The organism is Fibrobacter sp. UWH1 (genome assembly GCF_002210365.1).
Taxonomy (GTDB): Bacteria; Fibrobacterota; Fibrobacteria; order Fibrobacterales; family Fibrobacteraceae; genus Fibrobacter.
Genome location: NZ_MWQG01000032.1, coordinates 1 through 14,814, shown reverse-complemented (window position 1 = coordinate 14,814; position 14,814 = coordinate 1). Strand labels below are relative to the sequence as shown.

Annotated in this window: 11 protein-coding genes and 2 pseudogenes; all 13 read left to right on the top strand. The window is 47.2% G+C overall.

Annotated elements, in window-relative coordinates; all coding sequences use genetic code 11:
* Positions 1-59: 59 nt before the first annotated feature.
* The 13 genes and pseudogenes from radC (at position 60) to B7992_RS12630 (ending at position 14,771) form a co-directional block, all read left to right on the top strand.
* On the top strand, positions 60-788 hold the full coding sequence (gene radC, locus B7992_RS12690; protein WP_083539601.1) for a DNA repair protein RadC: 729 nt from the start codon (positions 60-62) through the stop codon (positions 786-788).
* A gap of 199 nt (positions 789-987) precedes the next feature.
* A complete protein-coding gene (locus B7992_RS12685; protein WP_141100467.1) occupies positions 988-3,663 on the top strand; it encodes an OmpA family protein in 2,676 nt (891 codons plus the stop codon).
* Positions 3,664-3,736: 73 nt separating this feature from the next.
* A complete protein-coding gene (locus B7992_RS12680; RefSeq protein ID WP_088666450.1) occupies positions 3,737-3,994 on the top strand; it encodes a hypothetical protein in 258 nt (85 codons plus the stop codon).
* A gap of 122 nt (positions 3,995-4,116) precedes the next feature.
* Entirely contained in the window at positions 4,117-4,929 is an 813-nt protein-coding gene (locus B7992_RS12675; protein WP_073156421.1) for a thymidylate synthase, read from the top strand.
* Positions 4,930-5,025: 96 nt separating this feature from the next.
* A complete protein-coding gene (locus B7992_RS12670; protein ID WP_088666444.1) occupies positions 5,026-5,511 on the top strand; it encodes a dihydrofolate reductase in 486 nt (161 codons plus the stop codon).
* A 22-nt stretch (positions 5,512-5,533) separates the two neighbouring features.
* Positions 5,534-7,219 carry a GGDEF domain-containing protein gene (locus B7992_RS12665; RefSeq protein WP_088666443.1) on the top strand — a complete coding sequence of 562 codons (1,686 nt, stop codon included), beginning with the start codon at positions 5,534-5,536 and terminating at the stop codon, positions 7,217-7,219.
* Between the two features lie 109 nt (positions 7,220-7,328).
* On the top strand, positions 7,329-8,633 hold the full coding sequence (locus B7992_RS12660) for an MgtC/SapB family protein (RefSeq protein ID WP_073156430.1): 1,305 nt from the start codon (positions 7,329-7,331) through the stop codon (positions 8,631-8,633).
* Positions 8,634-8,783: 150 nt separating this feature from the next.
* Positions 8,784-9,533 carry a hydroxymethylpyrimidine/phosphomethylpyrimidine kinase gene (locus B7992_RS12655; RefSeq protein WP_254793639.1) on the top strand — a complete coding sequence of 250 codons (750 nt, stop codon included), beginning with the start codon at positions 8,784-8,786 and terminating at the stop codon, positions 9,531-9,533.
* Between the two features lie 238 nt (positions 9,534-9,771).
* Positions 9,772-10,248, top strand: a pseudogene (locus B7992_RS12650) (carbamoyl phosphate synthase large subunit); the annotation flags it as partial.
* 277 nt (positions 10,249-10,525) lie between these two features.
* Positions 10,526-11,259: pseudogene (locus B7992_RS17445) on the top strand (hypothetical protein); the annotation flags it as partial.
* 463 nt (positions 11,260-11,722) lie between these two features.
* Positions 11,723-12,562: a hypothetical protein gene (locus B7992_RS12640; protein ID WP_088666441.1), complete on the top strand. Its 840-nt coding sequence runs from the start codon at positions 11,723-11,725 to the stop codon at positions 12,560-12,562.
* 189 nt (positions 12,563-12,751) lie between these two features.
* Entirely contained in the window at positions 12,752-13,633 is an 882-nt protein-coding gene (locus B7992_RS12635; RefSeq protein WP_139258161.1) for a hypothetical protein, read from the top strand.
* A gap of 88 nt (positions 13,634-13,721) precedes the next feature.
* A complete protein-coding gene (locus B7992_RS12630; protein ID WP_088666440.1) occupies positions 13,722-14,771 on the top strand; it encodes a hypothetical protein in 1,050 nt (349 codons plus the stop codon).
* Positions 14,772-14,814 lie beyond the last annotated feature (43 nt).

The window sequence follows — 14,814 nt, the reverse complement described above, 5'->3', positions numbered from 1 at the left end:
AGCGAATCTTTTTTTGAAAAACTCGTGTATAAGAGAGAACCTTTCAAAAAAGGAGTTTTATGGTTCCGTATAATGCGATTTCTGTAAAGGATTGTGCCTTGGTCTATCAGGTCCCTGTTGAAAATTCGTCGCTTCTTCCTCGCGAGAAAATTGAACGGCTTGGTCCCTCGGCTATGAGCAATGAGGAACTGCTTGCGCTGATTCTCGGTAGCGGCTGCCAGAATTGCGATGTTTTTGAATTGTCCAGGCATCTGGCAGATTTTCTTTCTTCTGAATCGACGATTCCTTCGCTTCAGCGTCTGCGTAAGATCAAGGGGCTGGGCCGTGTAAAGGCATCCCAGGTCCTTGCCTGCCTTGAATTGTCGGGGCGCTATATCCTCAGTGGTAACGTGAGCTCCGTTTCTTCGCCCGAAGATTTGCTGCCTAGGCTTTCCTATATGAAGTATGAGGAACAGGAACATCTTGTATTGGTGACGCTTAATTCCTCCAACGACGTCATCCGCGTTCATGAATTGACGACCGGGCTTGTGAATCAGACTCCGGTTCATCCTCGTGAAGCTTTTGCCCGTGCAATCGAAGACCGTGCCGTGTCTGTTATTTTCGCCCACAATCACCCTTCGGGTTCGACGTCTCCCAGTCAGGAAGATATTTCCATTACGCGGATTCTCTGTGCGTCGGGAAAAATTCTCCAGATTCCCGTTCTGGATCATATTATAGTGGGACGTAAGGGGTTTACCAGCATTTGTCGGCTCCACTCGGAACTGTTTGAACGGGGTATGGAAATGTAGAGTGCTTTTGTGATGTGATTTTCGCAACACCGAATTGTATGTAAATCTTTGTTCACAAAGGGGCTGCGCCCCCCCTTTTGTGTGTTTTTAATCGCATTTTGGCTAATGCTTTTATAAGTTTTTTTGTCAAGAAACTATATTTTACTTAGTTAATTTCTGGGTGCCGTGTTTGGTGGCGCCCCACTCATAAGGAGATGCTATGAAAAAAGTAGCTATGGGTCTTGCCCTCGCTTTGGCGGCTTCTGCCTTTGCAGGTCATCCCCAGACAATCAATAAGGAAGGCTTTGTCGGTGTGAATAACACCCAGTCTGCCCAGTCTCTTGGACATTCCAAGCTGGTGTTTACCCTTTTGGGTGATGCCACATTTGGCAACAACATGTTCCCTGCAGGTGCAGACGGACTTCCTGTTGCTGATTTTACGGGTATCAACGCTAATGTGGGTTTTGCCATCGGTATCTGGCATTACTTTGACTTGGGCGTTACCCTGCCTGTGTACTATGACCAGTACAAGCGTGGCGAAAACGGCGACATGGAAAAGATGGGTTATGTCGGTAACCTGAAGGGTGACTTGAAGGCTCGCTTCCCTCTTCCCGAAGATCAGCCCATGGACGTGGCCGTCTATGCTGGTGTCGCTGCTGGTACTGCTGATGCCAAGAAGCAGGGCCTTTGGGTTCGCTATCCGGAATACGTAAACAAGAACACTGGTGTTGCCTATCCGTATGGTACCAAGAATACCACCCTGGACTTCGGCCTTGCCGTGACCATGGATCTTGAAAAGACTGACGCCTATCCGTTCCTGCTCCACTTGAATGGTGGCTACCGCTATACAACTAATAGCGAATATCTGTCTCTGCCTTACTTGAATGCTGCCGCAGAAATTTACTTCCTGGACTTCCTGTCCCTGTTCCTGGAATATCACTGGGATATCCAGTTGGATGGTATAACCACGAATGTTGGTGGTTGGCCTGTGGAAGATCAGAAATTTGACTCCAAGCAGTTGACCGGAGCCCTGGTGTTCCATCTGCCTGTTGGTCTGGATCTCCATATGGGTGCTTCTTACTATCTGGGTGGGGAAAAGGGTGTTGTCGTCTCTATCCCCAACAAGGATGGAAATGGCAACAAGGTTAACTACATGCCTACTCGCGTGAATCCGGAATACACCGTTTACGGTGGTCTTACCTGGAGTGGCTTCCTGCTTGCCCAGGACCGCGATGGCGATGGCGTCGTGGATGATGAAGATAAGTGCCCGGATGACTACGGTCATCGTCTGAACCAGGGTTGCCCGCTGGGTAATCCCGATGCTGACGAAGATGGCGTTTGCGATGCCTGGGTTGCCGAAAAGGGCTTCCTGGATGAATTCTCCGAAGTTTGCGAAGGCGTAGACCAGTGCCCCAACGAACCGGGTGAAGGCGAAGATGGTTGCCCGCTGGGTAATCCGGACCCGGATGAAGATGGTGTCTGCGATCCTTGGGTATCTCAGAGAAAGATGCAGAAGAAGTTCAAGGATGTTTGCGACGGCATCGATGAATGCCCGAACCAGGCCGGTTCTCCTGCATTCAATGGTTGCCCCACCAAGCAGCCGGACCCGGATAATGACGGTCTCTGCTCTCCGTGGGTAACTGACGAAGGCGTTCTGAACGAATTTGCTGACGTATGTAAGGGTTACGATATGTGCCCGGGTGAAGCAGGTACTAAGGCCAATAAGGGCTGCCCGTGGGATGATCCGGACTCCGATAACGACGGCCTTTGCGACGAATGGGTAACTCAGAAGAAGATGGGCTACTACTTCGAAAAGGCTGCTGAAGATGAAAACCTGAAGGCTGAATACTTCATTGAAAAGACCTGTAAGGGTATCGATAAGTGCCCCACCGAATTCGGTCCGGCAAACAACGAAGGTTGCCCGCTGGGTAATCCGGATACCGACCAGGATGGCTTCTGCGATCCTTGGGTAACTGAGAAGGGCTTGCTGGAACAGTACGAAGGTATCTGCCAGGGTATCGATAAGTGCCCGACTGAAGCCGGTGAAGCTTTCGCTCAGGGTTGCCCCATGGACAATCCGGATGCCGATGGTGACTCTCTGTGCGCACCTTGGGTAACTGAAAAGGGTATGCAGAAGGACTTTGCAAATATCTGCCACGGCGTCGATAAGTGCCCGGTGGAAGCAGGTCCGGAATGGAATAAGGGCTGCCCGGCTGAAAATCCGGACCCCGACCAGGATAGCCTCTGCTCTCCGTGGGTGAAGAAGCAGGGTATGCTTGACCAGTTCAAGGATGTCTGCCATGGTATTGACCGCTGCGAAGATGAAGCAGGTCCGGAATGGAATAAGGGTTGCCCGATTGACGACGATCCGGACTCCGATAAGGATGGCATCTGCTCTCAGTGGGTTGCTGATAAGAAGCTCCTGGATCAGTTCAAGGATGTATGTACCGGTATCGACCGTTGCCCGGATATTGCCGGTGACGATGGCCACGGTTGCCCCAAGAAGGCTCCTGAAAAGCTGGACGGCGTAACCTTCAAGTCTGGTAAGGCTACCCTTGAATCCAACGCCAAGAAGATTCTGAAGTCCATTGCTAAGAAGCTTGTCGAAAATGACGAGTATAAGGATCTGAAGATCGTTATCCAGGGTCATACCGACAACGTTGGTAAGGAAAAGACCAACACCAAGCTTTCTCAGCAGCGTGCAGAATCCGTGATGAAGGAACTGACCAAGGCTGGCGTGAAGAAGGATCGTATCAAGGCAATTGGTATGGGCCCGACTTGCCCGGTCGACGACAACAGCACTGCTGATGGCCGTGAAAACAACCGCCGTATCGAAATGGTCTTCGTAAGCCCGGACGATGACGGTATGAGCTGCCATAGCAACTACGTTCCGTAATCGAACAACGCGATATTAGCGAATGAAGCCCTCGGACAAAAAGTCCGGGGGCTTTTTTGTTATCTTTAATGTTATGACAAAGCTTGATGAAATTTTGACTGCTATTGATGCTTCTAACCATGACCTGGTGGAAATGGATGCTGAACACCTTAACCATAAGATGGTGCAGAAGGCTCGCCTCGGCAAGAAGCCCGTTCCCCGCCATACGCAGGACTTGATTTTGAATGCCCTGAACCGCCTGCTGGTAGAAAAGGAAGTCGAAGGTGCGAAGCCCTACAAGCGACTGGAACTTTTCGGCAACGAACAAATGGCAGTGAATAGTGAACAGTGAATTGAGCTGTGGGCAATGAGTTTTGAACAGTGAGTTAAAGTAAGGCGCCCCCGGCGCGATTATAACAACTCATATCTCGTCTCTCGCCTCTCTTAACCTTTAACCTTTCCGCGTTACCCTCTATGCAGCAATATCTCGATCTTCTGAAAGACATTATGGAAAACGGCGTTGACCGCTCCGATCGCACTGGAACTGGAACCCGTTCCGTTTTTGGTCGTCAGTGCCGTTACGACTTGTCCAAGGGCTTTCCCTGTTTGACTACAAAGAAGCTCCACCTTCGTTCCATCATCCACGAATTGCTGTGGTTCTTGATGGGCGACACCAACATCAAATATCTTCACGATAACAAGGTGACCATCTGGGACGAATGGGCTGATGAAAATGGCGACCTGGGACCGGTATATGGTCATCAGTGGCGCAGCTGGCCCACACCTGAGGGCGGACACATCGATCAGATCAAGAACCTGGTGAACAGTCTGAAGAACAATCCCGACTCTCGCCGCCACTTGGTTTGTGCCTGGAACGTTTCCGAAGTGGATAAGATGGCCTTGCCCCCTTGCCACTGCCTCTTCCAGTTCTATGTAGGTGGCGTTGGCGCATCTGGCAAGCGCAAGCTTTCCTGTCAGCTGTATCAGCGTAGCGCAGACACCTTCCTGGGGGTTCCGTTCAATATTGCCAGCTATGCTCTGTTGACTTTGATGCTGGCTCAGGTTTGCGATTATGAACCGGGCGAATTCATCCACACCCTGGGTGACACTCATCTGTATTCCAACCATTTCGAACAGGTAAAGGAACAGCTTTCCCGCGAACCTCGCAAGCTGCCTACCATGAAGTTGAATCCCGAAATCAAGGACCTCTTCGACTTTAAGTTTGAGGATTTCGAACTGGTTGATTACGATCCGTGGCCCACCATTAAGGCTCCCATCGCCGTTTAATCAGTGGTCTGTGGTTAGTAAACAGTTGTCAGCAAATAGTTGACGCTACCTACAAATCACTAACCACTAATCACTAACCACTAGCCACTATTTCCTATGTTGATTTCTGCTATTGTCGCTGTTTCCGAAAACAATGTGATTGGCCGTGATGGTCATTTGCCTTGGCATCTGTCTGCTGATTTGAAACGCTTTAAGGCGATTACAACAGGTCATTCCATCATACTGGGTCGCAAGAACTACGATGATATCGGGAGACCTCTGCCGAATCGTACGAACTATGTATTGACTCGAAATCCTGAGTTTGCTGCTCCTGGCTGTGTCGTTTGCGGCGATTTGGAGTCCGCTATTAAGGCTGCAGAGGCTGCAGGAGAGGAAGAATGCTTTATTATTGGGGGGGCGGCTATATATAATGCTGCCATGCCTCTTACAAAAAAGTTATATCTAACTAGAGTTCACGCAAATGTGGATGGAGATGTGTTTTTCCCGGACTGGGGTGAGGGCTGGCGCAAGGTTAGCTCTGAAGATTTCCCGGCCGACGAAAAGAACGACTTCGTGACCACGTTCGAGGTGTGGGAACGCTAGTTTTATAGGTTTGTAGGATTAAATGTCGAAGAAGGTAAACAAGATTATCTCGTTCACGGTGACCATTGCGATGATCATCCTGACCTTTTTCTTCTTTAATGCTACAAAGGATAGCGGTGTCTCTGACCTCGTCATGTCCCTGGACAATGACTGGACTCTTGTTGTAAATGGGGAAACTAAGCATGTCCCGAAAATCGCCGGACACATATTGCCCAAGACGGTGGATAAGGATGAAGTAGTTGTTTTGGAGCGCAAGCTCCCCAGCAATACGTTCCCTCGCTCGGTTATGCGCTTCAAGGTTTACCATAGTGTGGTGAAGGTCTTCGAAGATGAAGAACTGATCTATGCCTATGGCGATAAACTTTACGAGAGTAACCGCATTGTGGGAAGCGGTATGCACTATGTGTATCTTGGTCCCAATTCTGCCGGCAAGCGTATTCGTATCTCCATTCAGGCTACCGAAGACGGAGCCTTCTCGAATTTCTCTCCCATCGATATCCTGCCATCTAGCTATGCCAATACGGACTTTTTTGCGTCACATGCGCTGGCCTTGTTTGTGGGTATCTTCCTGATTCTGTTCGGACTGCTATCGGTGGTTATCTGTGCTGTAGTCAGTTTTTTCAGTACCGGTTATTTCAGATTCCAGATGATCGGTTTGCTTTCCCTATCCCTGGGAACATGGACTCTCTGCTACACAAAATTGATTCAGGTCTTTTCGTTTAACTTTTCCTTTAACACCACCATTGAATATTTCAGCTTGTATATGTCCCCGATTCCGTTGGGATTCCTGCTGATGGATATGCGTCGTGGTCAGATTAAGACCTGGAGGTGGTGGGGCTTGGTAACGCTGGTTGCCTTTGGCGCCTGCTATGCCCTGGTTACTTCTATTCTGCATTTTACCAACGTTCTGCATTTCCCCCAGACCTTGTTGCCCTTCCATATTTATGTGGGTGTTGCTTTCCTGTATATGGCATTCAGTGGCGTGGTCTACAGCAAGAAGACGGACCTGTCTGGAAAGTTCCTGACATGGGGTGTTCTTTCCTTTGGTGTTGTGGCCTTTGCGGACTTGATCCGATACAACGTCTTTAAGTATTTGGCTATTGAATCTTTTCGCTGGGACGTGACCTGGATTCCCCTGGGAACCTTGAGCTTTGTGATGCTTTTGGTCTTGAGCTATTTGGTTTATTTGTATAAACTGGTGGCCGACAGGACCGAAAAGGAAGTGCTTGCCGCCATGGTGTATATCGACAGCCTGACCGGGCTTTATAACCGCGCCAAGTGCCAACAGATTTTTGATGTGCTGGATAGGTCCGACGGAGATTTCGCCATTGTCAGCATCGACATGAACGGCTTGAAGTATGTGAACGACAAGTATGGCCACAGCACGGGTGACCGTCTGATCAAGGTCTTTGCGAATATCTTGAGAGGCTCCTTTGAGGGTGTGGGTGCGACAATCCGTATGGGTGGTGATGAATTTGTTGCCATTGTCCGTGAAGAACATCTGGAAGATATCAATTTTGCAATCAACTCTATGAAGGATAAGATGCTTGTGGGAAAATCCGGTTTGCCAGTTCCTCTGGAAGCGGCTTACGGTGTGTCGTACCGCAGCGAATGCGGCCCCATGAGTGCAAGTGGGGTGTACTCCGCTGCCGATAAGAAAATGTATGCCATGAAGGTCGGCATGAAGTCGGATTTGATCCGTCGATAGATTTCTTATTTCAAGTTGGACTAAGGATTTGCCCAGATTGTTTAAGGCAAGTCCTTTTTTTTATATGACATGGTTTCCTTTTTTGGAAGGCCGTATATAGATTAGCATTATGCTTGAGTTTAACGTATTCTACAAACTCGTGGCTGCTATTGGTATCGGCTTGATTATTGGCTTGCAGCGCGAGCATACCTATTTCGATGCGACGGATCGTCATCCGGCGGGTGTTCGTACGTTTACTTTGGTAGGGCTTGGCGGTGCCATGGTGGCCATGTTGTGTGGCCTGATGGAAAGTGCTGCACCCTTTGTCGCAGGCTTTATTGTGATTGGTCTTTTGCTGGTGGCGTCCCATATAGCTTTTGGACTGAGCCATCACGTGGAATCGTCTGTAGGTTCTGAAGGGGGTGCTGCCCCTGCGGCGGGCATTACCACCAGCGTGGCTCTTGTAATTGTGTATTTGCTTGGGGCCTTGTGCTGGTACGGCAAACTGTTGGAATCTTGCGTCATTATGGTGGTGATGCTCTGGATTCTTACGGTTAAACAGCAACTTCATGATTTTGCGAAAAAACTTTCCCGCGAAGATGTGCTAGCCACGGTAAAGTTTGCTGTGATTTCTGCGCTGGTGTTGCCCTTCCTTCCTAATCAGGCTTATGGGCCTGCGGGACTGCAAGTTCTGAACCCCCATACCATCTGGCTTTTTGTGGTGTTTATTTCTGGCATCGGTTTTGTAGGCTACGTGCTTATCAAGATTGTGGGCCCGGGTAAGGGAATCTGGCTGACCGGAGTTCTTGGGGGCATTGCCAGCAGTACGGCTCTCACTTTGAATTTGGCAGGCCGCAGTCGCGAAAACGAAGCGTATGCGTCTGACTTTACCTTGGGAATCGTTCTCAGCTGGTCGGTGATGTATGTGCGTCTGTATTTGATTTGCATTGCCTTGAGTGGAAGCCTTGCTGGCCCCTTGGCATTGCCGTTGCTGGTTCCTGTGGTGCCCAGCTTGGCTTATGCGCTGTTCCTGAAACTGCGTACCAGCCGTAAGCGCCAGGAACATTCCGCTGGATTTTCTAATCCCTTCAAACTTTTGCCGGCTATTAAGTTTGGCGTTGTATTTACCGCGGTGATGTTTGTGGCTAATGCCGCCCGAGTCTATCTGGGGGCCGGTGCTCTTTTGGCCTGCAGTTTCCTTGGCGGTGCCGCCGAGATGGATGCGGTGGCATTCTCCGTAATCGATATGCATTTGAAGTCTGGATTGCCTGTACGGGAACTGGTGCTGGCGTTCCTCTTTGCCAGTCTCGCCAACACGTTGACTAAGGGTGGCCTGGTATTCTTCCTTGGGGCCAAGAGCATGCGCAAGCCTATTGTGCCTGCGGTTGTGCTGATCTGTGTGACGACGGCTGCCTTGATTGCAGTTTATTTCTAGCGGCAGACTGATTTATAATTCATTTCTTTACACAATATGAAATTCTTGTCTGCATAAATATTTTTTATTTCTTCTCCTTTTTAAAAATATGGCCTGTTAGGCTTTTTTTATTTATCTTACTTGTCGTTAGGAATGCTTTTCGAGGATTTCATGGCTGAAAATAACGATATGATTTATGCTTTGACCATTGCCGGTTTTGACGGTAGCGCCGGTGCGGGTTTTATTTCTGACATTAAGACCATGGCTCATTTTGGGGTGTATGGCCAGGCTGTCTGCACGGCTCTGACCGAACAGAATGAAGATGAGTTTGTGGCGCCTGGTTGGGTTATCTGGGAACGAATCGAAGCCCAGTTGGAAACGCTCTTCCGAAAGCATACTTTTAAGTACGTGAAAATAGGTTTGGTAGAAAAGGCCAAGATTCTGAAACGTATTGTGGAGTTTGTTCGTGAAAAGTCGCCGGACGCCTTTATTGTGTGGGATCCCATTGCTAGCGCCAGCGCTGGATTCCATTTTATGCGTGATGCCGCAGAATTCTTGCCGGTCATGAAGATGATTGACTTGGTAACGCCTAATGCAGATGAATACAAGTTCCTCGGTCTGGAAGCGGCGCAGCAAAAAGGCGAAATCCAGATGGGGAAGGATTGCGCGGTGCTTTTGAAGGGCGGACATGCAGAAGGCGCTGATTCCGTAGATACCTTGATTATGGATGGTGCCGAATACAAGTTTGCAAGTCCCCGCTTGCCTGGCTGTGGAAAGCACGGCACCGGCTGTGTCTTGAGTTCTGCCATTCTTGCCAATGTGGCTCTAGGTAAGCCTTTGCCCGAGGCCTGCAAGATTGCAAAGGATTATATGAATCAATATCTGCAGAGCGGGGAAGGCAGACTGGGATTTGTACGTTAAATTATGCATCCAAATGAAAAAGGCCGGCTTGAAAAAGCTGGTCTTTTTGTATAAAGAAATACTCAAATTAGACGAGTAGACATTTTTTGTATAAATGAGATACGAAAAAAATAATTTTATTTTGTCTGCAAAATGATAATTAGTTTGCTATATGTGATCACGGTGGTTGCGGAGTGAACCGGGCAACCCATAAAATATAGCCCGACCCGTGCGGAGCGCGGGGAACGTCCAAAAGATTACTCCGCTGAACATCGCCCGCGCACTCAGCGACGAAGGCGTGAAGATTCTCGGTACCAGCATCGATTCCATCGATATCGCTGAAGACCGCGACCTGTTCCGCAAGATGATGGACCTGCTTGAAATCCCCATGCCCGAAAGCGGCATGGCTACCAACATCGACGAAGCCCTCGCTTGCGTCAAGCAGATCGGTGGCTACCCTGTGATGATCCGCCCCAGCTTCGTGCTTGGTGGCCGCGGCATGGAAGTCATCTACGACGAAAACATGCTCCGCGAATACGTTGCCAAGGCTGTTGGCATTACCCCGGATCGCCCGCTCCTCATCGACCATTTCCTCCACAACGCTCTGGAATGCGAAGCCGACGCCCTCTCTGATGGCGAACACGTTTACATTCCGTCCGTGATGGAACACGTGGAACTTGCAGGTGTCCACTCCGGTGACTCCGCCTGCATTATCCCGCCGGAGACCATTACCGAGGCAAATAGCTTGCAAGCGAGTGTCGCAAAAATAAACTTGTTTATTTTTATGACCGAGCGCAGCAGCGGACGCCGTAGGCGTCCAACCTGAAGACCATCAAGGATTACACTCGCAAGATTCTAGAAACACCTCGGCTCGGCAACGCCCGTGCAAGCACAGTCGCTGCACTCGCCTTGCGGTGTTTTGCTGAATCCCTCCACGTTTCCAAAAACGTCTTCGGTTCGGTCATGCCAGCCCGCAAGCGGTCTGTCGCGACACTCACCTTGAGACGTTTTGCGGTCTCATGAACATGCAGTACGCTATCGAAGACGACAAGGTTTTCGTTCTCGAAGCCAACCCCCGCGCATCTCGTACCGTGCCTCTAGTTTCCAAGGTCTGTAACACTCAGATGGCCCGCCTTGCTACCCGCCTCATGATGGGTGAAAAGCTGGAAGATCTGAAGCTGAAGGACAAGAAGTTGTAGAAACCCAATGCGCCTCGGTCATGTGCAAGCAAGCTTGCCCGCGACACTCGGCTTAAGGGTTTTCAAGCACCACGGCGCCAAGGAAGCTGTGTTCCCGTTTGACAAGTTCCCCAAGGTTGACCCGGTTCTCGGCCCTGAAATGCGTTCCACCGGTGAAGTGCTGGGCCTCTCCGAAGACTTCGCCCTGGCTTACTACAAGAGCCAGGAAGCTGCAGGTTCTATCCTCCCGTCTTCCGGTGCCGTGCTGATTAGTTTGTCCGACAAGACCAACCTCTGCGACCAGGAAATCGAAGTGGGCCAGCGTTTCCAGAAACATCCACGCCTCGGCAATGTCCACGCAAGCGTGGTCGCAGCACTCGGCTTATGGTGTTTTCCAGGAACTGGGCTTCAAGATCTATGCAACCGAAGGCACCGCCAAGTTCTACGAAAAGGCTGGTGTCAAGTGCGAAGTGGTGAACAAGATCGCCGAAGGCCGCCCCAACGTTCTGGATGTCATCCTGAACAAGCAGGTGAACCTCATCATCAACACCCCGTGGGCTCGCCGCGGCGCTGTTGCCGATGACAAATGCACAAGGCGAATGCCGCGACAGAAAACTTGTTTTCTGGCATGGCTGAGCCAAGCATTTGGGCTATGCCCATGCGCCATCCGTAAGGCTGCCATCAATAGTACGCAAGGTGAGCGTCGCACAAAAATGCTTGCGCTTTGCAAGCTATTTTTGTATGACCGAACCGCAGTACGGACGCCAAAGGCGTCCAATACAAGACTCCTTACATCACCACTCTCGCCGCCGCTCTCGACACCGTCAAGGGCATTGCGGCTGCTAAGGCTGGCAAGGGCGAAGTGAAGAGCTTGCAGGAATATCATGCTTCCATTGAGGAAGTGTAACGTAAACGTCATCCTGAGTGCGTAAGCGCGAAGGATCCAGACCTGCGAACCCAAACATTCAAAGGACTGCAGCGATGCAGTCCTTTTTGTCTTGATTTTATGTTGTATAGAGCTATATTTAAAACATGAAGAATTTGTTAATCTGTGTATCCTTTGTTGCATTGCTCTTTTTGGTAGCGTGTTCCTACGAAGAACGGGTGATAGACCGGTTTAATTCTGTTGAGTTTGTAACATTGGTTGATGATACCACTGGGCTTCTTTTAGTGGAGTCTAATGAAAAAGTGGAATTCTATTCGTCATACATTTCGGGTATGGACGAAAGAACTGATGTTGTTGGCAGAAAATATGTTTATGTAGATATGCGAGAAGAAAAAATTTATAAGGAGGTTGATTATCCGCTTTCAACACCTATGAATTGGGTTGTTATCTCGGATTCTCTGCTTCTATTTTATTGGTATTATGAAAAAAATGGAAGGTCGGAATTAACTAAAGCCTCGGCGTGGAATTATCATTCTAATGTATTGGAAAATTGGTCTGTAGTTTCGCGAGAGACGCTTCCTACAAATGTCGTCAAAGGCGGTGCTTCAATAAGGAGTGATAATTATTATGTACGTAAGGGGTATGCGAATTGGGGAAATGGTCAAATATCCATGGCTGAATACGTAAATTATGAGTGCAGTGATGTGATGCAAGACGAAAGAGGACTCTATTGTTTGCAGATAAAGGATTGTTGTATGATGGTTCTTGATAGTGAGGGGGATATTGTTGACTCTTTGCATGTTGGTGATGAACATTATGTGTTTTTTAAAGGCCGATATATCTATAATGGAAAAATATGGGGCTTGTATGATGGGGAGAATGTATCCTTACACTATTTGTATGATATTGAACATTCTGATTCCGGTAATCTAAAAATCACGGATGGAGTTGGCAATAGTTTTATATACGAATCGGACAAATTGTAAATTTCATGTAAATTTGCAAGAATATAGGGGAAAGCCTTCCCCTGGTTCGCACACGCTTGCGCTTATAGCTCATCACCCCTTCGAGCGGGTGCTCAGACGCCGCACCCGCAACGCCCGGCTTATTGCTATTCAATGTTTTTTTAAAGCATCTTGATATTTTTTTGTTCTTATAACTATCTTTATAATAAGATGAAAAAGATGGTATATTGTTTGTTAATGATCTCTATGCTGTTATTTAGTGCATGTTCTAGAGATGATAAGGTTGTTGATTCTAGAGTACGTGTTTCGCTTGTTGCTGTGTATAGTGACTCATTAGCTTTGTTGAATGTGGATTATGAGAACTTGGTGGAATCCTATTCATCATATCTTCAGGGATATGATACTGAATGGAATTTGGTTGAGTCAAAGTTTTTCTTAGTAAATATGTATAGAGAAGAAGTTCTAAGAGAACTTGTAGCTCCGTCAACACCTTGTGGAGCATGTGTGTTTCAATTAGATAAAACAAATTTGATTTTTTATGATTATAAATTTCCTCCATTTAAAGTGAACAAAGCGTTAAAATGGAATTTTGACAAAAATGTTGTTGAAGATTTGGAAATATCTGATGAAAAAGTTTCTATTGATTCGATAGATAGTAAAATGCAAATAAATACGTTTTATTCCAATGAGGAAGGTTCCGTCTCGGCGGTTAGAAGATTTTATTTCTATCTAGATGATAAAGAGAAATTATTGAAAGAAGTGGAAATGTCGAGTATGATGTGGAAAGGGAGATGTTTAGATTTCTATTACAGGGATTCTTCTTTTATATGTCTTGCCATAGATTCGGATACCTTAAAATTATTGAATGAAAAACAAGAAATTCTTGATTCAATATGGGTGAAGCAAATGTCAGAAATCCGATTCTGGGGACCTAAATTGCAGATAGATGATAGAGTTTATCGGCTTTTGGAAAATGGTGGAATAGATAGGAAAAATTGGCTTGAGATACAATTTGGCCGACAAGGTGAATCGTTTCCGATAATTTTCTCGAATGATAGCGTATCAGTCTTCTATGGTGAAAACAACTTGTAAATTTTGTGTAAATTTGTAGAAAAAACTCTTTACAAATTATATATATATATTTTTTTATTTTACGTAGTTTTCTGTGTTAGGAGTAAAAATGCGTCCAAACTACGTAATCCTATTTTTATCTTTGGTTGTGTCCCTGTTTGCAAAGCCGATGGAAAGTGCTCAAGGCACTTTGTTTATTCTGTTGGATGGAATGGCTCCTAAGAGTCATGGATTGTATGAAAAATACTGCGCTGACTTTAACTACGAATCTAGCGAAACGTGGGGAAAAACGGGTGTTGCGAAATTTCTTCAGGAAGAAGTGGCGAATTCTAAGGCCCAAATATATTCTAGACCGTATTTCAATCCGTCTCAGAGTCCGTCCGAAATGATTGATGAACTTTCGAAGCATGCCGATGCTTGGTATACAACGAATTGTGATTCTTATAATGCATCGTATGATGCTTCAAAGGGGCAAATTACATATGTAAATTCTAGTAGCAAGGCTAAGGTTGGTTCTATTATGGATGAGGCCTTGGAACATTGGTTTAAGGAAATGCTGAATGAATCTAATCTTCCGAAACTTGATAGTAATACTGCTACTGAAATCAAACAGAAAGCACAAATGAAAAGGAATGCATGGAGTGTTTCAGTTGGTTTGTATGCCCCTCAAACAATAATTAATGCCTCATATGCAAATATGGATGGACGCCTGTATGATTGGATTTCAGGTTTCAAGTCTAAAAAAGGCCGAGTTCCTACACTTGCTGAATTGGAAAAGGAACGCCCAGATTTAGTTCCTTCACGTTATGTTATTATTTCGAAAGGAACCGGAGGTATGGTTGCTCGTGAATATGTACAGGGCGACAAATACAGGGGTGATGTAGATAAAATTCTTTTCTTTGATACTCCTCATGAAGGAACTGGGTTTGCCGATCAGGCAATTTTAAGTAAAGACGAGTTATCAAATTTCCATTCAGAGTTGGGTACGGCATTGGCTGCTGCAGTTCCGATTGTGACTGTTGCTTTCATGGTGGCGGATGGCGTTACGAAAAAGAACTTGTTGGAAATTACACAAACCCTTGTAGATGGTTTGTCGGGACTTGCAAATATAGGTGTGTATGGAGATTTGAAAAGTGAGTATTTCAATGGCGATTTCTAATCGCTAACGCATAATGTTGAACTTTTTCAAAAGATACTCATTT